A 20,419-nucleotide genomic window follows, 5' to 3' on the forward strand; every position below is an offset into this window, starting at 1 on the left:
GCCGGGAGTACGGCACGGGGGGTCAACGCTGGTGGGCCTTTCGTTGCGCGGGCACCTGAGAAGCGCCGATCGTGCGGGGTTCGAGTACAACGGTCTCGCCGACCGCGTACCGAGCGAGTGCCGGGCGCGGCACCACCCCATCCGGAGTGCGGGAGACCAGTCCCAGGGCGGCTAGCCGACTGACGGCCTGCTCCACGAGCTCGCCCTCGGCTCCCGGTTCACGGGCCGACTTGGCCCAGAAACCTCCGTGTTCGCCGGCCAGTGCCGCAACGCGGCGCTCGAGGTCTGCCGTGGAGACGACCGGGTCTTCGGCCCTTGTGAGGTACTCGGCGAGCAGAAGGGTGACGTGGCCGTGGGTTCCCGACTCGGGCATCCGCACGTCGGTGAGGTCGTCCTCGGGGTCGACCATGGCGATGCCTTCGGCCCTGACCTCGGCCACCAGGCCGGTCAGTTCGGTGATGCGTGCGGTGAGGAAGCCGCGCTGGCGGGTGAGGTAGCCCAGCTCGGCGTCGGTCAGTTCGTCGTAGTAGAGCACGGGGTCGTCCAGCAGTCGACGGGTCAGCGAGCGGCGCATCGCGCGGAACCGGAGCTCGTCACTGTCGAGGGCCGTTTCGGCGGTGAGCCCGACGAGCCGCTCGTCCAGGGTCGCGGCCCGGATGGTGGACGGGCCGCGCCGGGTCGCGAGCAGCCCGGCGAGCACCCGCCGTTCGACGTCGTACAGGACGTCTCCCGCGCCGCTGACGTACGCCTCCTCGTCGCCGGCGACGCGCCGCAGCACGCCCAGGCTGAGCAGGAGGCGCACGACGGCTGCCAGGTCGAGCCGCTCGTCGCGCCGGTCCAGGGTGAACTGGATTCCTGTCGCGGCCAGCTGGGGATCAGCGGCGTCGAGGACTACCTGGTCGGCGAGGCGGCCGAGGGCGATCTGCGCCTCGCCGCGGTCGAGGGCGGCGAGGGCGAGACAGAGCAGGACGTACCGGCGACGGGTGAAGGGAGCAGCGCTGCGCGTGGCCTCGCGGGCCGGGTGGGTGGCATCGGCAAGGTGAGCCGGGATCTTGCCCAGCCGGGCGGTCTCAGCATCGACCTGGAGGGACCAGCCTGTGTTGCGGTCGAACCACTCGCGCAGGTCGGAGGCGTGCCGCCGGACGAGACGGAACTCGTCGGCGTACGCGCCGCCGGCGAGCAGCAGAGGCTGCTTCAGCAGGGCGCGGGCGGCCTTGCGCAGTTCCGCGGCATGCTGCCCGTCCAGCACTTCGGCGAGCGGAGTACTCATCGTCCGTCGCCTCCTTCCGCCAGTTCGATGATCTCGATGGTGTGGTCGGGGCCACGGAAGACGCCACCCTGCGTGCGCACTTCAGCCACGGACCCGTCGGCCAGGGCGGTGAGCCGGATCTCCATGGACCCGTCGTTGCTGGTGGCCACCGTGTGTGTCATTCCGGGCCGCCAGGTGGCCAGCGCATCCCCGAGAAGCTGGAGGAAAAGCCGGAAGCTGACGGGATCGAGCTCGCCGAGCCCGGACAGCCGGGTGATGCCGTCGGTGACCAGCCGGGCGCGCGCTGCCGCGATCTCTGCAGCCTGCTTGACGGCCACCTCGGCGAGCCTGCGGCGCGCATCCTGGCGGTCCTCCACCTTGCGGGGCTTGCCGCGCCGCTCATAGCTGCCGGTACGGCGCAGCTGCGGGCTGATGCGCAGCGGCGCGGCGGCGGCCCATGGGGTGGAGGCGGGCTCGGGACGGGCGACACGGGCGGCCAGCGTCTCGGCGTCCACGGTCAGGTGCCGAGCCGGGTACAGCCCGAAGGCGGTGCGCCAGAGCCGGTGCCGGGCATCGTCGTCGGGGGCCTCGGCGAACCAGCGGGCGAGCGTACGGAAGTCGGCGGAGCGGTCGGAACGACCGGCCCTGCGCTCGTTCAACGACCGCACGACGGCCAGCAATTGTGGCACGGCCCCGAGCGCACGGCCACGCAGTAGCCGTGCCTGTGATTCCCGTCCGTCCCGGCTGAGGAACCAGGCCGCCAGCCCGGCCCACCGGCCGGCCCACCGCTCGTACGCGGCCTGCTCGGCGTGCGCGGCCTCCTGGGGCGTGGCATCGGCGGCCTCACGGGCGGCAGCGGCCCGCAGCAGCGCCTCGATGCTCCCGCCCTCCTCCAGCTCCCGGATCAGCCGGGCAATGCGGCCGCCGAGGGTGATCAGGTCCTGGATGAACCGCTCCAGGTACTGGATGAGCTGATCCTTGTAGGCGAGGAAGACCTCCTCCCCCACGTCATGCAGGTCGATGGTCCGCTGCAAGGACCCCATGAAAGCCCGCGCGTTGTCGGCCAGCGCCCCGAACCGACTGGCGAGCCCGTCCAGCGCGAGATGCGTCTTGGCCGGATCCGGCTCGTCCCCGACCGCGAGCACCAGCAGGGCCCGCAGCTGGGTCACGATGTCGTGCAGCGCAACGGCCTGGAGCGCACCCCGCCGCCCGAGCCCCTCGTCGTAGACGGCCAGGGCCTCCTCGGCCGCCTCCCCCTCTCGGGTGAGCTGATAGATGAAGCGCTTGCGATAGAAATCTTCGACGGCCGTGACCCGCCCGGTGTCCGGATCGGCCCGCAGGTTCCCCCACTCGACCAACTTGTCCAGCGCGCCGACCACACCCTCCAGCCCGTCGGGCCGTACGGCCGCGGACAACCCGGCGAACACGTCCTCGGGCCGCAGATGCACGGCGAACCGCTCCTTGGCGACGAGGAAGGCCCGCATCACCGAGCGGTACAGCAGCACGTTCGGAGCGACAAGATGCGCAAAGGGCCCGTACCCGTCCGGCGGGCCTGCCGCCTGCGGGGAAGTCATGTCCATTGCCCGCCATCCTCCTGGACCGCGGTCCATGATCGACAGAGACTTTGGTACTTGGCCGATTCGCACCGGGTACTGATCGTGCCCGGCCGACAACAACGTCACCACATGATGGAACCGCGTTCGACGCGCGGCCCGGCAGCCCTCGACCCGACCGGTCGAAGGCTCAGCGACCGACGTACAGGAAGCGCACGTAGCGCGGATACGAAAGCCCGCGCTGCTGGAGCCTCGCAGTCTCCAGCGCGGTGCTCAGCGTCCCGTGAAGGGCGCTGTTCTGCTGGAGCACGACGGCGCGTCGACCGAACTCCTGCCTCTCCTGCCGAGCCCGATCCCCGGCAAGGGTGTTCTCCCGGGCAAGTCGCTCCTGCCCCTCGTCCAACCTCTTCCGCGCCAGCAGCCGCGCACTCTCGGCATCGGTCTCCACGGCCTTGCGCTGGTCGGTGAGCTGGGCTCGGCGGCGACCGATACCTTGCTCGATCGACTGCCGCTCCGGGCGACCGAGGGCCGTCGGCTGCTTGGCCACGGCGGACGCGACCACGGCCTTGCGCCAGACGTCCAGGGCGATGGCCTTTGCCTCGCCGATTCCGTGGACGTTGGCGACCCGGCCGCCAGGCAGGACGAGCACCGCTCCCGTGGTGTTGTACGGGCTGTGCTGCACAGCCCGGTAGCCGGTGAAGTCAGCGGCGGTCCGAATGCCGTGAGCAGCAAGGCGAGCAGCGAGTGTCGGCCCGATGCCGTGTGGCGGCGACTGCACGATCAGCCTCCGACTCAGCTGATCCCGAACATGAGCGGCCTGCTTGTCGGCAAGTGCCTTGGCCACCGCCTTGTGGAGTTCGTCCGAGAGCCCGTCGATCTTCTTGTCCGTGTCCCGCTGCTTGCGCGCCTTGCGCTTCTCGGCTTCCGTGAGCGCGGCGTGGTACTCGGCCGTGACCTTGCCCTGGGCCCGAGGGTAGGCGGCACTCCGGTCCGACTCCGCTGCGTCGAGCTTCGCACGATCCTTGCGGAGCTTCGCCGCCGCCTTCTGCGGGTCCTCGATCCGGCCCAGCTGGTGCGTCAACACGGCCATGGCAGCCCGGGACTGCGACCGCTCGGCACGACGGCTCCGAGCGAACACGGTCATCGCGGCGGCGAGGACGAGCGGTACCCCTGCCGCGGCTGTTTGCGCCGTGAGCCCGGCGACGAACATCAGGACGGTCATCACCAGGGCAAGGGGCCACAACACTGCTGCCATGACGTCCAGTGCCGTACGGGTGCGAAAGCTGCCCGGCGCGATCGCGGCAGCCGCGGCCGGCGTCGGCACGTCCCGCGCGGGGACGTGCCCGGCCATCCAGCCGGGCAGGCCCCCCGTACCGGCGGCAACGCTGGAGGGGACCGGCACCGAAGTGCTCGCCGTCGTGGAAGGCCGTTGGTTCGGGACGGCCCGGGCGAGCGGGGGAAGCAGGTCCAGGGGCTGAAAGGCCAGGTGCCTGACCTGGTCCGCGAGGCCCCGCACCGTCCGGTCGGGATGGGCGAGTAGCATCCGGAGCCCCGTGGACCCGGCCGGATTCTTGAAGTCATCCTCCGCGAGCAGGAGGAACTCGCCGCTCGGTTCGTGCAGCCGGTTCCACAGTGCCGGGTCGGCAGCGATCGCCTTGAGCGACAGGAAGATGACCCAGGCGGAGAACCGGTCCAGCGTCGATCCGAAGTCGTCGTTCCCCCGCATGGGTGACTGATAGTTGCGGTGGCCCCTCTCGGTCCCGCCCAGGCCCGCGAGCTCCGGCACGAACATGCCGTCGTAGTCGACCAGGCGGAAGGTGTCATCGCTCGCAACGAGCAGATTGCCGTGCTGGAGATCACCGTGGGCGATCTCATGTACCGACAGATCTCGGGTCAGACCTTCGAACCGGTCAGCCAGGCGGTCGACGGCGAACCGGTCCGTATGATTGTCCTCCAGCCACGAGGAAAGGGTGACGCCCTCGATCCACTCCATTTTGAGGACGGGGAAGAGGCCCTTCCCCACACGGATCGCATCGGGAAGATACTCGAAACCGAGGTTCCACCGCTGAGACAGTTCAGCCGAGTCCAGCCGAGCGAGTCGGGCGCTGACGGCTTGGTAGCGGCGCTCCTGATCGGCGACGTGCCGGGTGAAGCACTTGACCGCGTACCTCTGCCCCGAGGCGGCGGAGGTCAACGAGAACACGCTCGCGAAGGCGCCGGATATCGCACGGGGCAGACCGAGCTTGGTCAGTTCTGGTCGTGCGCCCTTGAGTTCGGGGTGCTGGAAACACAGCTGCGTGTGCTGCAGGGCTTCCGCGTAGGCTGCGCCGCTGGGGAACTGCACCTGCGGTCCGGTGGGCGGGGCCACGGTCACCGCCCTTCGAAATCGATCCGCACGACTGCCACATCGTCGTTGCGCAGCTGCCGGCGCTCCCGCAGACCGTCCAGCCATTCCCTGAATCCACGCAAGTCACTGGGTCCGGAGAAGTCCAGCAACTGACGTACAGCGCCTTCCTGGTCAGGGACCGAAAGGAACCAAGCGGCCAGCGCATCGGTCATCAGGATCAGCCTGTCCCCGGGCCCACACCGGCCTTCGGCGAACCGAGTACGGCGGGCCAGCAGCGCCGCATCATGGTTGCGGCTACCGAACAGGTCCGGCACCGTACCGAACTCCTCGGCCGAGCTGACGGGGAACGTCTCGACCAGCCGGTTCTCGTGCAGCTGGAACAGACAACTGTCCCCCAGCGCAGCGGCTCGCCACCACCATCCCGGTTCGGAGGTGTCGGCGCCGGTGTCGTCATCGGGTCGAGGAGCAGGATCGGGGTCGACACGCAGGGCGAGCAGGGTCGCGTAGGCACCCTCGGCGAGCTTGGTGTGCTCGTACCACTTCAACGGGCGCCCCTCCTCTACGCGCCCTTTCGTGTACTGGGCGAGCCAAGGGTCCCACCGGGCGACGGCCGAGGCGGCGAACCCTTCGAAGGCTGCGCCGCCGGCCAGCATTTCCGGTCGCTCCATGGCGTACTCGGCCGCCGCTCCGGACAGCAGGCGTGCCCAGTTCTTGGCCAGGGCACTCTCCGTGGCCCCGTCACACACACCCGCGGTGAACGGCCCCCGCAGCATGTGGTCGTGCGAACAGTTCGGGAGCACAGCGACGGCATCCTCGCATTCCTCGTCCGTGCTGCCGTACTTGGGAGCCACGAGGTGAGTGACGTACACGCAGGATGACGAAGTGGTCACCGCAGTTCGGTGGCACGGGTGCCGATGTCGAGGAACTGGACGACCGTGGTGATGTCAGCGTTGTAGACGAAGCCGCGGGTGGTTTCGCTGACCTTCTGGCCCTGGGAAGCAGCGTAGGAACGCATGTGGCTGGGCAGAGGGCTCGACATGCTGAAGAGCGTGCGGGCGTAACTGTCGGGGAGCCCGTCGGCGGTGTCGGGGAACGCGGTGGGTGTTCCACCCGCCGCCGAGACGTGCAGGTTGAACAGTAGGGCAGCCCCGTCGGCCGTGGCGTGCGACGTGATGGCTTCGGCAGCCGCGCCGGGGTCGCCGTCGGTCGACTCTCCGTCCGTCAGATTGATGACGATCGGCGGGAAACCGGCAGGGTAGCGCCCGGTCCATCCGGCGACGAGGTTCGCGGCGTACTTCAGAGCGCGGTTCATCGGCGTGCCGCCGTGGGCGACCGGGTCCATCCACAGCGGGAAATTGACCACGGTCTCGACCAGCCCACCGGCCCCGTCGGACACCTTCTTGTTCCGCTCGTCGATGCGGGCCGGATTGTCGGCCACCTCGCTCAACGGAACGATGTCGCGGCCGGCGAGTGAACCCGCGAATGCCGAACCGACGGTAGCGCCGTAGCCGATGACGGCCACGTGGAAGTAGTCGCGTACGCCCTCCTCCTTTGCACACTTGACGGACAGTTCGGTGAGGAGCCGGTTGATGGCATCGGCGACGACATCGGCCTTCTGCTGGGGGACTTCACCACCGATGGGGTCGCTCATGGATGTCGACTGATCGACGAGGAAGATGATGCTCGTCGGATTGCTGCGGCTGATCTCTGCCGTGTACGGCACGTTGCACTCCTGGCGACTGCGGAGGGGTCGGTCGTTGGAGGAGCTCACACGACATGCTGACGCCCGGACACCGACTCTCAAGCTTCAGGCACCGAGAATCCCCCTGTTGCATCGTAGTCCGCGACGCTGCCGGGCGAGTGATAGTCGATCAGAACGATGTGCGCGAAACGGTGTGCTGCGGTTGTCGGACGGTCTCCGTGAATTCGGCGACGGGCGCTGCGCCTCCTGGGAGTTGCCCATGCGCCGGACCGGGGTCTCGCGGCGACGAAGTGCGGAAGATCGGCCTGCGCGTGGGCATGACGACCACTGCGCCGCCATGCCTGGCGGTCCCGCTCCCTCAAACTCCGAACACCGTGCTCCGTCACATCACCCTCAAGAGCCTGCGGAATCCTTAGGAAAATCCCAAACACCGTGCTCTCCATCGTGCAGGGGCCACGTCCTCTACCGTCCTACCTGACAACAAGGACCCCACGGCGACGTCTTGTTCGTCCAGGTCTCTTGATCTCAGAAAGGAAGCTAATGGAACAAAAGATGTTATACGTGATCATCGCGCTCCTCTCAGCCCTGGTTGCTGCCCTTGCCGGTAGCCTCGTCGCAACTGTCGAGGAAGGCGGGCCCACAGTCGCCTTCAAGGCGGGGGTGGCGGCCTTCTCCGTTGCGCTCACCCTGAGCCTCGGGGTCATGGCCTCCCTCGGCGTGGTGGGCCCGTGACGGAGCAGGGGGCGCCTCGCCCGACCTCCCGGCGTAGGACAACCGCCACCCGGCAGGCATTGGTGCTGGTCGACGAGTTGACCAACGACTTGTCCCGTCTGATGAACGTTCATGACGCGGCTCGTCTTGTCCTCGGGCTGCTCTACCTGAGCCGGACCGCGCACACCGATTCCCCAACCTCCGTCGCCCCCACCTGGTCGTGGCTCTCACACCAGGCTGCGAAGGACGGGCCCATCACAAGTGCCGTGAGCCAGTGCCTTCATCGATGGCTCGCCCTCCCCGATGACGGGGGCAGCAGAACGGGTATGCAGGATGCCGTCCCCTTCCTGCCCCCCAACATCGACTCCCTGCTGCGAAGGCTCATCCGGGCCATTGATGCCGCGCAGCAGGTGGGGGACCTGCTCGATCAGTGTTTGCAGAACCTATCGGCCGCTCAGGCGCGCGGCAGCCAGTACTTCACCCCGCGCGACATCGCCCGTCTCATGATCGGCGCCTCGGTGCCTCAGGACGGTCACAGGGTGCTCGATCCTGTCTGCGGTTCCGGAGGGCTCCTGGCCGAGAGCCACCGCTACGTTCATGAGAGGGTCGGACTGAATCCCACCATGTCGTTGGTGGGCAAGGAACAACACGCCCACACCTCCCAGGTCGCCCGTATGAATCTCGCCGTACGGGGCATCGGGGCGCGAATCGCCCCTCCGGGAGACAGCCTCGCCAGGCCGGAGACCGGCTCGTCGTACGACATCGTCCTGGCCAACCTTCCGTTCAACCAGCCGGCTTGGGCTGCGGAGGGCCTCACGGAGCTCCCGTACGTCGACCCTCGATGGCCGGACGGCCCCCCGCCCAGGGGGACAGCAAACTCCGCCTGGATTCTGCACATCGCGCATGCGCTCGCTCCGCAGGGTCGGGCCGCCTTCCTGATGGCCGACATCGCGGCCAAGAGTCCGCAACCTGCCACGCGAAGTCTGCGGGAACAGCTGGTCGGGGACGACATCGTCGAGTGCGTCATCGCGCTTCCACCCAGGGTGTTCGGCACCTCCGATGCCACCGCCTGCCTCTGGGTGTTGAACCGGGACAAGAGTGCACGTTCCGGTTGGGGAACCCTCGACAGGCGTGGGCAGGTGCTCTTCATCAACGCGCGGCGGGCCTTCGAACTCATCCCGGATTCAAGGGCGCGGCGATTGGGCGACCGGCACTCCGAACGGATCCTGGCCACGCTCGCGGCGTGGAGGGGAATGGTCGAGGAGAACTCTGCGGACGCCCCCCGGCGTGATGAGCCCGGCTGGTGTCGAAGCTGCACGACCGAGGAGATCGCCCGCCGCTCCTACGACCTGATGCCGACGACGTACGCGGCGACGCCACCGGGGCAGCAGGAGGCCACCCGTAGCAGGATCGACGAGTTGAAGCGCGACCTGGCCGACAAGCTCGGCCAGGCCCACGCGCTCGAACCGCGGCTGCTGGAAGCGCTGAAGGAGATCTGATGGACACCACGACCGACAGTCTTTGTTCCGAGGCATGGCGGGAGACCGCCATCGCCGAATTCCCCGGACGAGCCATGTTCACCACATTCGGCGTTCTCAACGATGACGGTTCCGAGCAGCGGGCCGTGGTCAGTTCAACTCACCTCAGGGACGGGCACATCCGCACGCCTCCTGGCAACATCGCCCACCCGCCAGATGTGCGTGCGACTCGGGCCACGCTTCAGGAGGGTGATCTGGTCGTCGTACTTGTCCGTCGGACGGGCGATGCCGCGCTCGTCACCGCCCAGCACTCCGGATGGAGGGCGACCAGATCGGTCGGAATCATCCGAGCAGCCCCACACATCGTGCGCTGGCTTCAGATCTGGTTGCAGACACCCACGGCGAGAGCATGGATCGACGAGGAAGTGACCGCCCACGTCGAACCGACCCTGAGCCTCGACTCACTTCGCCGCATGCCCTTCCCCCTCCCCCCGGCGAGCACGATCGCGAAGTTCCACAGAGCGATCAGTCTCATCGAGGCGAAGGCGGCCCTCAACAGGACAGCAGCGCTCACGACGCTGGAGTTGTGCGATGCGATGCACGACGAATGGACTTCCAACAGTGCCACGTGGGAAACACGAAGACTCGGCGAGGTCACCAAGGCGAAGAGCGGCACGGGCTCCGCGAAGTCGCTGGCCCCCCGCTCCGAGGCTTCGGGCATCGACGGGATCACCCCGACCGAACTCCTCGAGCTCTCGCTGCCCTACGTCAGGAGAAGCCGCTTGTGCAGCCAGGGGGACAATCCAGCGACGTGCCCCCCTGGCACACTCCTACTGACCACTCGTCCGACCGGCGCACACATCGCAGTGACGCGTCGCCTCGCTTCACACACCAGGGGCGTCCTGGCTGTACGCCCTCAGAACCCCCTGGACACCTGGTGGCTCCTGCACGAACTGAGGAGCCGGAGCAGCGCCATCGTGGGCGCCACGCAGGGCCAGAACGGACGGGAGATCTCCGCAGGCGCCTTCTCGCGCCTGAGCATCGCATGGCCTGACGTGAGCGTCCGAACACGCTTCCACGAGTTGACCGACCCCCTGCACGCGATGGCAAGGCAGCTCGCTTCGGAGATCAGCACGCTGTCCGAACTGAAGGACGCCATCCTGCGCGACATCTCGGCAAGGGCCGACATGACCTCGCCCAGCGATCCCTAACCCGAGGACAATAGTCACCGGCCCGGCGCCGATGCGGCAGCGGCTGCACCGCCCTGACGGTCCATCGGGCGATGCTCCTGCTGTCCGTCGGGCGTGCGTCGTGTCACGAGCATCGAAGCCAATCGATATCGCCGGTGACGCCCATGACACGCCTCACATATCGCCCAGCCAACCCAGTCAGCCGGCCTTCGCCACCGGCTCCAGGATCGCCACGCACTCCACGTGGTGGGTCATCGGGAAGAGGTCGAAGACGCGCATCGTGCGGACCTTGTAGCCGTTGTCCTTGAAGTACGCCAGGTCGCGGGCCAGGGCGGCCGGGTCGCAGGCGACGTAGGCGATCCGGCGCGGGGAGAGGCCGGCCAGGTGGCGGACGGTCTGCTTGCCGGCGCCGGCGCGGGGCGGGTCCAGGACGATCAGGTCGCACTCGCTGATCTTGGTGCGCGGCAGGACCTGCTCGACCTTGCCGTGTTCGATGCGGACGCGCTCCATGTCCTGGAGGTTGTGCCGGGCGTCCTCGACCGCGCGCTTCGTCGACTCGATGCCGAGCACCGCGCCCGTGTCGCCGAGCCGCTCGGCCAGGGCGCCCGCAAAGATGCCGACGCCGCAGTAGAGGTCGAGGGCCATCTCGCCCTTGCGCGGCATCAGGCCCTGCATGACGGCCTTGACCAGGGTGTCGGCGGCCTGCGGGTGGATCTGCCAGAAGCCGCCCATGCCGACGCGGTAGGTGCGGCCGTCGGAGCGCTCGCGGACGAAGGCGCGGCCGTGGACGCGGTGGACGCCGCCGTCCTTCTCCTCGACCCGCAGGACCGAGACGGGCTTGTCCAGCTCGACCAGCGGCAGGCGGCCGCCGGGCTGCGGGGTGAGGACGACCTGGCGGTCGCCGGAGCCGGAGGCCGCGATGGCCTCGACGGCGGCCAGCTGGGGCCACTCGCGCTTCTCGATGCCCAGCTCGGTGACGCCCGGGGCGGCGATCAGGCACTGGTCGACCGGCTGGATGTCGTGCGAGCGGTGCTTGCGCAGGCCCGCGTGGCCGTCCTCGTCGATCGCGAACTGCACCCGGGTGCGCCAGGCGGGGACCTGTCCGGCGGGCAGCTTGTCGCCCTCGGCGGGCAGGACCGTACCGTCCCAGCCGGCCTCTTCGGGAGTGAGCCCGGCCAGCCGCAGGAGCTGCTCGGCCACCACCTCGCCCTTGAGGCGGCGCTGCGCGCCGGGCTTGGCGTGCTGCCAGTCGCAGCCGCCGCACTTGCCCGGACCGGCGTAGGGGCACGGGGCCTCGATGCGGTCCTTGGAGGCTTCGAGCACGGTCACCGCGTCGGCGCGCAGGAAGCGGGAGTCCTCGTCGCCCTCGGTGACCTTCGCGATGATCTTCTCGCCGGGCAGGGTGTGCCGGACGAACAGGACCCGGCCCTCGGCGGTCCGGGCGATGCAGTGGCCGCCGTGGGCCACGGCGCCGACCTCGACCTCGTACTCTTCCCCGACCAGTGACTTCTTCGTCTCGTTCTGCTCGGTCATGTCGGGGGAACTCCAAGGTTCAAGGGCGAGAACCCGCACGGGGTGTGCGGGGCGTGCTGGACGTGCGGGGCGTAGCGGTCGTACGGAGGAGTGCCGGCGTACGGAAACGGCCGGACGACCGACCCACCAGTTTACGTGGATCTCGTCCGGCCGTTCACCAACACGGGGCGGCGGCTACTTCGCCGCCGTGCTACTTCGCGGCCGTGTCCTTCGACTTCGGCGGCCGGGGCGGGCGCGGCGTGTCCACGGGGCCGCGGCGCACCGCACCCGGGGCGTTCCAGTCCTGGCGCCGCTTGGCGCGCTTCTTCGCCAGCTCGGAGGACTCCAGCTGGTAGGGCACCGAGGTGACCATCACACCGGGGGTGAAGAGCAGTCGGCCCTTGAGTCGCAGCGCGCTCTGGTTGTGCAGCAGGTGCTCGTACCAGCGTCCGACGACGTACTCCGGGATGTAGACGCTGACGGCGTCGCGCGGGTTCTCGCTGCGCAGCCCCTTCACGTACTCCACCACCGGCCGGGTGATCTCCCGGTACGGCGAGTCGAGGATCTTGAGCGGCACGTTGATCCCGCGCCGCTCCCACTCCTGGCGCAGCGCCTTCGTCTCCACCGGGTCGACGCTGATGCTGAGCGCCTCCAGGGTGTCCGAGCGGGTCAGCTTGGCGAAGGCCAGTGCCCGCAGGGTGGGCTTGTGGACCTTGGAGACCAGGACGATCGAGTGGATCCGGGAGGGCCGGACACTGTCCTCGGAGGGCCCGTCGGCCGCCGCGATCTCCGCGGAGACCCGGTCGTAGTGCTTCCGGATCGCGCTCATCGTGCCGTAGAAGATCACCATGCCGAGCAGGGCGACCCAGGCACCGTGGGTGAACTTGGTGGCCAGCACGACGACCAGCACCAGCCCGGTGAAGATCGCGCCGAAGGTGTTGATCCCCCGGGAGCGGTGCATCCGGCGGCGGGCCGCCGGGTCCCGCTCGGTCCGCAGGTGGCGGTTCCAGTGCCGGACCATGCCGATCTGGCTCAGCGTGAAGGAGACGAACACGCCGACGATGTAGAGCTGGATGAGCTTCGTCGAGTCGGCGTCGTAGATCCACACCAGCAGCATCGCGGCGCCGGCGAGCAGCACGATGCCGTTCGAGAAGGCCAGCCGGTCACCGCGGGTGTGCAGCTGGCGCGGCAGGTACCGGTCCTGGGCCAGGATCGAGCCGAGCAGCGGGAAGCCGTTGTACGCGGTGTTGGCGGCCAGGAAGAGGACGAGCGCGGTGGCCGCGGCGAGCACGATGAACAGGAAGCTGCCGTTGCCGAAGACGGCCTCGGCGACCTGGGAGATCACCGGGTGCTGGACGAATCCGGAGCCGACCGGGACGCCCTTGTCGAGCAGGTCGCTGGCCGGCGTCTCAGCCATCTTCACGTCGGTGGCCATGGCCAGGCCGATGATGCCGCAGAACATGGTCACGGCCAGGCCGCCCATGAGGGCGAGGGTGGTGGCCGCGTTCTTGCTCTTGGGCTTGCGGAAGGCGGGGACGCCGTTGCTGATGGCCTCGACGCCCGTGAGCGCGGCGCAGCCGGACGAGAAGGCCCGGAGCAGCAGGAACACCAGCGCGAAGCCCGCCAGGCCCTGGTGTTCGGCCTTGATCTCCAGATGCGCCGTCGGGGCCTCCATCGTGTCGCCCATGACGAGGCCGCGCCAGGCGCCCCAGGCGATCATCACGAATACCGCGCCGACGAAGATATAGGTCGGGATCGCGAAGAGATTCCCGGATTCCTTCACTCCGCGCAGATTCATCAGCGTGAGCAGCACGATCATGATCATCGCGGAGAGCGTTTTGTGCTCGATGACGAAATCGACGGCGGAGCCGAGGTTCTCGACGCCGGAGGAGATGGAGACGGCGACGGTCAGGATGTAGTCGACCAGCAGGGCGCTGGCCACGGTGAGGCCCGCCTTGGGGCCGAGGTTGGTGTTGGCGACCTCGTAGTCGCCGCCGCCGCTCGGGTAGGCGTGGACGTTCTGCCGGTAGGAGGCGACGACGGTGAACATCAGCACGACCACCGCCACCGCGATCCACGGGCTGAAGTGGTACGCCGACACGCCCGCGATCGACAGGACCAGCAGTACCTCGCCAGGGGCATATGCCACTGAGGAGAGCGGGTCGGAGGCGAAGACGGGTAGGGCGATCCGCTTGGGGAGGAGCGTTTCTCCGAGGCGGTCGCTGCGTAGCGCCCGGCCGATCAGGATCCGTTTGGGCACGTCGGTCAGTTTGGACACGCAGAGGATCGTAAGCGTTGGGAAATTCGCCTGGCCAACCACCACCCCCACGTCGGCGTATTTGCAGACCACAGGACCCCAACAGACGACACTGGGGTCACACTGGTGACCGCCCGTGTGTAGCTTGGGCCACGGTCTGAGACCCTGTTAAGCCTGAGCAGGTAACAAGGCTGGCCCCCGTGGAACCCCGACGCAACGCCGACGGAACTCCGATGGAACTCCCACGGAAGCCCGAAGGAAGCCCGAAAGGCGATCCACGGCAGGCCGCCAGCCGCCGACAGCCGGAAGGACGGCCGTGCACATCGTCATTATGGGCTGCGGAAGGGTGGGCTCCGCCCTCGCGCAGACCTTGGAGCAGCAGGGGCACACGGTCGCCGTGATCGACCAGGACCCCACCGCGTTCCGCCGGCTGGGGGCGTCCTTCGGCGGCCGCCGCGTCACGGGCGTCGGCTTCGACCAGGACACCCTGCGCGAGGCCGGCATCGAGGAGGCGGGGGCGTTCGCCGCCGTCAGCAGTGGTGATAATTCCAACATCATCGCCGCCCGGGTCGCCCGGGAGATGTTCGGCATCGAGAACGTCGCCGCCCGCATCTACGACCCCAAGCGCGCCGAGGTCTACCAGCGCCTCGGCATCCCCACCGTCGCGACCGTGCGGTGGACCGCCGACCAGATGCTGCGCCGGCTGCTCCCGTCCGGGGCCGAGCCGCTGTGGCGCGACCCGAGCGGCGGGGTCCAGCTCGCCGAGGTGCACACCTCCGCGGCCTGGATCGGGCACAAGGTGAGCAACCTGCAGGAGGAGACCGGCGTGCGCGTCGCGTTCCTCACCCGGTTGGGCGAGGCGATGCTGCCGACTTCCCAGACCGTGCTCCAGGAAGGCGACCTCGTCCACGTGATGATGCGCACGGACGAGATCGAGAAGGTCGAGGCGGCCTTCGCCGAGGGCCCCGAGGAGGCACACGCATGAGGGTCGCGATCGCCGGCGCAGGCGCCGTGGGCCGCTCCATCGCGGGCGAACTGCTGGAGAACGGGCACGAGGTCCTCCTCGTCGACAAGGCGCCGACCGCCATCTCGGTGGAGCGGGTGCCACAGGCCGAGTGGCTGCTGGCCGACGCCTGCGAGATCACCTCGCTGGACGAGGCCGCGCTCCAGCGCTGCAACGTGGTCATCGCGGCCACCGGTGACGACAAGGTGAACCTCGTCGTCTCGCTGCTCGCGAAGACCGAGTACGGGGTGCCGCGCGTGGTGGCCCGCGTCAACAACCCGAAGAACGAGTGGCTCTTCAACGAGGCCTGGGGCGTGGACGTCGCCGTCTCCACCCCGCGCCTGATGTCGGCCCTGGTCGAAGAGGCGGTGAGCGTCGGCGACCTGGTCCGGCTGCTGCGCTTCAGCCACGGCGACGCCAACCTCGTCGAGCTGACCCTGCCGCCGGAGTCCCCGGTCGCCGGGACCCAGATCAGCGAGATCAGCTGGCCCGAGGACACCTCGCTGGTCACCATCATCCGCGGCAACCGGGTGCTGACCCCGCACCCGGAGGAGACCCTGGAGTCCGGCGACGAGCTCCTGTTCGTGGCCGCCCAGGCCCGCGAGGAGCAGCTGGAGGAACTCCTCCAGGCCCGCCGCTGACACCGGCGCGCACCCCTCGTACACACACGGGAGGGGCGGGCGGCCCGATGGCCACCCGCCCCTTCCGTGTGCGCACACGCCCCTTTCGTGTGCGCCCCGCCGGCCCTCAGGCCTGCTGGTTGCGTGCCGCCTTCGCGGCCTTCTCCGCCGCCTTGCGCTCCTTCTCGGCGGCCTCCTCGGCCTCCCACTCCGCCAGCACGTTGATCGGCGGCGGCGCCTTCGCCAGGAAGAGCCAGGTGAAGTAGACGGCCAGCACCATCGGCGGCAACTTGAGCGCGATCAGCACCCAGCCCAGCTGCGTCTCGTCACCCCAGAAGTACAGCGGGAAGAGGATCGCGTACTTGGCCAGGAAGATCAGGCCCCAGGCCAGACTGGCCTTGGTGTACGCCTTCTTGCGCCCCGGGTTGCGGGTGCGCCAGGACAGGTTCTCCTTGAAGACCGGCCCGAGCATCACCCCGAGCAACGGGAAGCCCACGAGCGCGGAGAGCGTGAAGGCCACGCCCAGCCCGGCGCCGTAGATCATCCCGGGCAGGTAGAAGCCCTTGGCGGTGCCGGTGAACAGGGCGAAGGCCACGCCGACGCCCACGCCGAAGACTCCGCTGAAGGCGTGCTTGACGGTGTCCTTGCGGACGAGCCGCACGATGACCAGCCCGACCGCCACCGCGCCCGCCGCGATGGCGGACATCTGCACGTTCTTGTTGATCGTGTAGATCATGACGAAGAGCAGGCCCGGGAGCATCGTCTCGATCGTGCCCCGGATGCCGCCGAAGGCGTCGAAGAGGGCCGCCTGGGTCACGGCCTTCTGGTCCTCGGTCGGCTCAGCGTCGCTCGGCTGCGCGTCGGGCACCCGCGCGTGGCGCGCCCGCGCCTCCTGCGACGGGCCCGTCGGCTGATGGGTCGGTTTGTCGAATGACGTCACCGGCTAGTGCTCCTGTCCGAGCGGTCGGAGTTCGTACTTCGGGTTGAAGAGGACCCGGCGCCCATGGCTCATGGAGATCCGCCCGGAGGCGATCATGCGCCTGCCCGGTTCGATACCCACGATCGAGCGACGGCCGAGCCAGACCACGTCCAGCGCGGCGGAGCCGTCGAACAGCTCCGCCTCCAGCGCCGGCACGCCCGCCCTCGGCCGCAGCGTGACCGTGCGCAGCGTACCGGTGACCTTGACTATCTGGCGGTCGTGGCAGTCGCAGATCCGCGTGCACCCCGCGGCTTCTGCGTCCTCTTGCAGCTCCGCCGAATGCAGCTCCTCCTGGGAGGTGGAAAGCCGCTCTATCATCCGGCGGAACCGGCCCCCCGGCCTGGCCGGTTTCGCGGGCTTCTCGGGACGCGGTTCAGCACTCATACAGGAAGCGTACCGGCGCGTCGGCTACCTCTCGAAGCGGTATCCCATGCCCGGTTCCGTGATGAAGTGCCGAGGGTGCGAGGGGTCGGCCTCCAGCTTGCGGCGCAGCTGCGCCATGTAGACCCGCAGGTAGTTCGTCTCGGTGCCGTACGAGGGCCCCCAGACCTCCTGGAGCAGCTGCTTCTGGCTGACCAGCTTGCCCCCGTTGCGGACCAGGACCTCCAGCAGGTGCCACTCGGTGGGGGTCAGGCGTACGTCGCGCCCCTCGCGCACCGCCTTCTTCGCGGCCAGGTCCACGGTGAACCCCTCGGTCCGCACGACCACCTCGTCCTCGCCCGCGCCGGCGCCGGGTTCGGCCCGGCGGACGGCGGCGCGCAGCCGGGCGAGCAGCTCGTCCATGCCGAAGGGCTTGGTGACGTAGTCGTCGGCGCCCGCGTCCAGCGCCTCGACCTTCTCGTCGGAGCTGTGCCGGGCGGAGAGCACCAGGATGGGCACCCGGGTCCAGCCGCGCAGCCCGCGGATCACCTCGACCCCGTCCATGTCGGGCAGGCCCAGGTCGAGCACGACCACGTCCGGGTGGCGGGCCGCGGCCAGCTCCAGGGCCTGCGCCCCGTCGGCGGCGGCGTCGACCTCGTACTTGCGCGCTCTGAGGTTGATCACGAGGGCTCGGACGATCTGCGGCTCGTCGTCCACCACGAGCACCCGGGTCATTGGGGTCCTGCCTTCTGTCGCACGTCTGTGGGCGTCTGTCGCATGTCCGTGGGCGTCTGTCGTACGTCTGTGGGTGTCTGTCGCATGTCCGTGGGTGTGAGCATGACGCCTTCGGCCGCGGGGGACGGCCCCCCGCCTGCGGCGCGCAGGGTGAGCACCATCGTCAGTCCCCCGCCGGGGGTGTCCTCGGCCGCCAGCGTGCCGCCCATGGCTTCGGCGAAACCGCGGGCGACGGCGAGGCCGAGTCCCACCCCGGCGCCCCGCGGGGCGTCCCCGTGGCGCTGGAAGGGCGCGAAGATCTTGTCCTTGGCCTCGTCGGGCACGCCGGGTCCCCGGTCCACCACGCGGACCTCGACCCGGTCACCGAGGAAACTCGCGGCGACCGTCACCGGTTCCCCTCCCGGGCTGTACTTGACGGCGTTCTCCACGACGTTGGCGACGGCCCGTTCCAGCAGTCCGGGATCCACCGCGACCATCGGCAGCGACTCCGGCACGTCGAGCACGACGCTGTCCTCCGGTACGCCGCCCAGCGCCATCGGGACCACCTCGTCGAGGTCGATCTCGCGGATCAGCGGGGTGACCGTGCCGGTCTGCAGCCGGGACATGTCGAGCAGGTTGCCCACGAGGTGGTCGAGCCGGTCGGCGCCCTCCTCGATCCCGGCCAGCAGCTCGGCGCTGTCCTCCTCGGACCATTCCACGTCGTCGGAGCGCAGCGAGCTCACGGAGGCCTTGATCGAGGCGAGCGGGGTGCGCAGGTCGTGGCTGACGGCGGCGAGCAGGGCGGTGCGGATCCGGTTGCCCTCGGCCATCCGGCGGGCGTCCTCGGCCTCGCCGACCAGGCGCTGGCGGTCCAGTACGACGGCGGCCTGCGCGGCGAAGGCTCCCAGCACCCGGCGGTCCTCCGCGGGCAGCACGCGCCCGCTCAGGGCCAGCGCCATGTGGTCGCCGATGGGCATGTCCACATCGGCGTCCTCGGGGCGGGCCACCGGGTTGGGGCCGACGCTCCCGGCGGGGGTCCAGGGTTCCACGTCGGCCGCGCGTTCCAGCAGGGCCACCGACTCCATCGCGAAGGTCTCCCGGACCCGCTCCAGCAGGGCGTCGAGGGTGGTCTCGCCGCGCAGGACGCTGCCCGCCAGGAAGGAGAGGATCTCGGACTCGGCGCGCAGCCGGGCCGCCTGGTGGGTGCGCCGGGCGGCCAGGTCGACCACGGAGGCCACGGACACGGCCACCCCGAAGAAGACGGCGATGGCCACGATGTTCTTGGGGTCGGAGACGGTGAACCGGTGCACCGGCGGGGCGAAGTAGAAGTTGAGCAGCAGGGAGCCGAAGGCCGCCGAGGCGAGCGCCGGCCAGAGCCCGCCGAGCAGCGCGGCCCCGACCGTCAGCGAGAGGAAGAGCAGCATCTCGTTGGCGATGCCGGGGTCGGAGTCGACGTGCGTGAGGACCAGGGCGAGCAGTCCGGGCAGGGGGATGCCGACAAGCCAGCCCGCCACGATCCTGCCCCGCCCGAGCCGGGCGGCGGAGCGCACGACGGGCAGCCCGCGCCCCTTGGCCACCCCCTCGTGGGTGACGATGTGGACGTCGAGGTCGGGTCCGGAGTCGCGGGCCACGGTGGCGCCGACGCCGGGGCCGAAGACGTACTGCCAGGCCTTGCGGCGGCTGGAGCCGAGGACGATCTGCGTGGCGTTGACCCCCCGGGCGAATTCCAGCAGGGCGTCGGGGATGTCATCGCCGATCACATGGTGAAACGTTCCGCCAAGGTCCTCGACCAGGGTCCGCTGGACCGCCAGCTCCTTGGGCGAGGCCGCGGTCAGCCCGTCGCTGCGGGCGATGTAGACGGCCATGATCTCGCTGCCGGAGCCCTTGGCCGCCATCCGGGCCGCCCGACGGATCAGCGTGCGCCCCTCCGGGCCGCCGGTCAGGCCGACGACGATCCGCTCGCGCGCCTGCCAGGTGGAGCGGATGCCGTGCTCGCCCCGGTACTCGTTGAGGTACTCGTCGACCCGGTCCGCGACCCACAGGAGGGCCAGCTCGCGCAGGGCGGTGAGGTTGCCGGGCCGGAAGTAGTTGGACAGGGCCGCGTCGACCTTGTCGGGCTGGTAGACGTTGCCGTGCGCCATCCGGCGGCGCAGCGCCTGCGGGGACATGTCGACCAGTTCGATCTGGTCCGCCCGCCGGACCACCTCGTCGGGGACGGTCTCCCGCTGACGGACCCCGGTGATCGCCTCGACCACGTCGCCCAGGGACTCCAGGTGCTGGATGTTCACCGTGGAGATCACGTCGATGCCCGCCTTGAGCAGCTCCTCGACGTCCTGCCAGCGCTTGGCGTTGCGCGAGCCCGGCACGTTCGTGTGCGCCAGCTCGTCCACCAGGGCTATCGCCGGCCGGCGGGCGAGGAGCGCGTCCACGTCCATCTCGGTGAAGGCGGCCCCGCGGTACGTCGCCTCGCGGCGCGGCGTCTGCTCCAGGCCGTGCAGCATCACCTCGGTGCGCGGGCGCCCGTGGTGCTCGACGAAGCCCACCACGCAGTCCGTGCCCCGTTCCACCCGTCGGTGGCCCTCGGACAGCATGGCGTAGGTCTTGCCCACGCCGGGCGCCGCACCGAGGTAGATCCGTAGTTTGCCGCGTCCCATGCGCTCATTCTCCGGGACGAGTCGACCGAATACGCGCAGATGAACCCCCGTACGGCCATCCCTGACGGATCCCTGACGCGATCGCTCCGC

At 69.5% G+C, this 20,419-nt stretch carries 16 protein-coding genes; 5 read left to right on the forward strand and 11 right to left on the reverse strand.

Features of this window, described 5'->3' with window-relative positions; all coding sequences use genetic code 11:
* Window positions 1-22: 22 nt before the first annotated feature.
* From ACIBEA_RS17320 to ACIBEA_RS17340, 5 genes are all read right to left on the reverse strand, one after another.
* A complete protein-coding gene (locus ACIBEA_RS17320) occupies window positions 23-1,270 on the reverse strand; it encodes a TIGR02678 family protein (protein ID WP_399261676.1) in 1,248 nt (415 codons plus the stop codon).
* A complete protein-coding gene (locus ACIBEA_RS17325; protein WP_399261949.1) occupies window positions 1,267-2,823 on the reverse strand; it encodes a TIGR02677 family protein in 1,557 nt (518 codons plus the stop codon). Before ACIBEA_RS17325 ends, ACIBEA_RS17320 begins: the two co-directional genes overlap by 4 nt.
* A 169-nt stretch (window positions 2,824-2,992) precedes the next feature.
* A complete protein-coding gene (locus ACIBEA_RS17330; protein WP_399261679.1) occupies window positions 2,993-5,170 on the reverse strand; it encodes a hypothetical protein in 2,178 nt (725 codons plus the stop codon).
* Between the two features lie 2 nt (window positions 5,171-5,172).
* Window positions 5,173-6,000, reverse strand: coding sequence for a hypothetical protein (locus tag ACIBEA_RS17335; protein ID WP_399261681.1), 828 nt, complete (start codon window positions 5,998-6,000; stop codon window positions 5,173-5,175).
* A 35-nt stretch (window positions 6,001-6,035) separates the two neighbouring features.
* Window positions 6,036-6,872 (reverse strand): vWA domain-containing protein, encoded by an 837-nt coding sequence (locus ACIBEA_RS17340; protein WP_399261683.1) that lies wholly within the window; start codon window positions 6,870-6,872, stop codon window positions 6,036-6,038.
* A gap of 531 nt (window positions 6,873-7,403) precedes the next feature.
* On the opposite strand from ACIBEA_RS17340, the gene ACIBEA_RS17345 reads away from it, so the two are divergent.
* The 3 genes from ACIBEA_RS17345 (at window position 7,404) to ACIBEA_RS17355 (ending at window position 10,251) form a co-directional block, all read left to right on the forward strand.
* On the forward strand, window positions 7,404-7,583 hold the full coding sequence (locus tag ACIBEA_RS17345) for a hypothetical protein (RefSeq protein ID WP_399261685.1): 180 nt from the start codon (window positions 7,404-7,406) through the stop codon (window positions 7,581-7,583).
* A 62-nt stretch (window positions 7,584-7,645) separates the two neighbouring features.
* A complete protein-coding gene (locus tag ACIBEA_RS17350; protein ID WP_399261687.1) occupies window positions 7,646-9,061 on the forward strand; it encodes an N-6 DNA methylase in 1,416 nt (471 codons plus the stop codon).
* A complete protein-coding gene (locus ACIBEA_RS17355) occupies window positions 9,061-10,251 on the forward strand; it encodes a hypothetical protein (protein WP_399261689.1) in 1,191 nt (396 codons plus the stop codon). The genes ACIBEA_RS17350 and ACIBEA_RS17355 overlap by 1 nt, the downstream gene beginning before the upstream one ends.
* Before the next feature lie 177 nt (window positions 10,252-10,428).
* Here ACIBEA_RS17355 and ACIBEA_RS17360 read toward each other — a convergent pair whose 3' ends face one another.
* Window positions 10,429-11,763, reverse strand: coding sequence for a class I SAM-dependent RNA methyltransferase (locus ACIBEA_RS17360; protein ID WP_399261691.1), 1,335 nt, complete (start codon window positions 11,761-11,763; stop codon window positions 10,429-10,431).
* Between the two features lie 190 nt (window positions 11,764-11,953).
* Window positions 11,954-14,020 (reverse strand): APC family permease, encoded by a 2,067-nt coding sequence (locus ACIBEA_RS17365; protein WP_399261693.1) that lies wholly within the window; start codon window positions 14,018-14,020, stop codon window positions 11,954-11,956.
* 295 nt (window positions 14,021-14,315) lie between these two features.
* Between ACIBEA_RS17365 and ACIBEA_RS17370 the strand changes: the two genes are divergently transcribed.
* Together ACIBEA_RS17370 and ACIBEA_RS17375 are read left to right on the forward strand one after the other, a co-directional pair.
* Window positions 14,316-14,984, forward strand: a complete 669-nt coding sequence (locus tag ACIBEA_RS17370; protein ID WP_354379042.1) for a TrkA family potassium uptake protein — start codon at window positions 14,316-14,318, stop codon at window positions 14,982-14,984.
* On the forward strand, window positions 14,981-15,643 hold the full coding sequence (locus ACIBEA_RS17375; protein WP_283449663.1) for a TrkA family potassium uptake protein: 663 nt from the start codon (window positions 14,981-14,983) through the stop codon (window positions 15,641-15,643). The genes ACIBEA_RS17370 and ACIBEA_RS17375 overlap by 4 nt, the downstream gene beginning before the upstream one ends.
* Before the next feature lie 106 nt (window positions 15,644-15,749).
* On the opposite strand, the gene ACIBEA_RS17380 is transcribed toward ACIBEA_RS17375, so the two are convergent.
* Genes ACIBEA_RS17380 through ACIBEA_RS17395 form a run of 4 tightly spaced genes read right to left on the reverse strand, consistent with a single transcriptional unit; the run spans window position 15,750 to window position 20,329 of the window.
* Window positions 15,750-16,562 (reverse strand): DUF3159 domain-containing protein, encoded by an 813-nt coding sequence (locus tag ACIBEA_RS17380; RefSeq protein ID WP_399261695.1) that lies wholly within the window; start codon window positions 16,560-16,562, stop codon window positions 15,750-15,752.
* A gap of 3 nt (window positions 16,563-16,565) precedes the next feature.
* Window positions 16,566-16,985: an OB-fold nucleic acid binding domain-containing protein gene (locus tag ACIBEA_RS17385; protein WP_330333123.1), complete on the reverse strand. Its 420-nt coding sequence runs from the start codon at window positions 16,983-16,985 to the stop codon at window positions 16,566-16,568.
* 24 nt (window positions 16,986-17,009) lie between these two features.
* The gene (locus tag ACIBEA_RS17390; protein ID WP_399261697.1) at window positions 17,010-17,696 is read right to left on the reverse strand and encodes a response regulator; all 687 of its coding nucleotides are present in this window, start codon (window positions 17,694-17,696) and stop codon (window positions 17,010-17,012) included.
* A complete protein-coding gene (locus ACIBEA_RS17395; protein ID WP_399261699.1) occupies window positions 17,693-20,329 on the reverse strand; it encodes an ATP-binding protein in 2,637 nt (878 codons plus the stop codon). Before ACIBEA_RS17395 ends, ACIBEA_RS17390 begins: the two co-directional genes overlap by 4 nt.
* Window positions 20,330-20,419 lie beyond the last annotated feature (90 nt).

Origin of the sequence: Streptomyces sp. NPDC051555, assembly GCF_044454405.1 — a bacterium.
Lineage (GTDB): Bacteria > Actinomycetota > Actinomycetes > Streptomycetales > Streptomycetaceae > Streptomyces.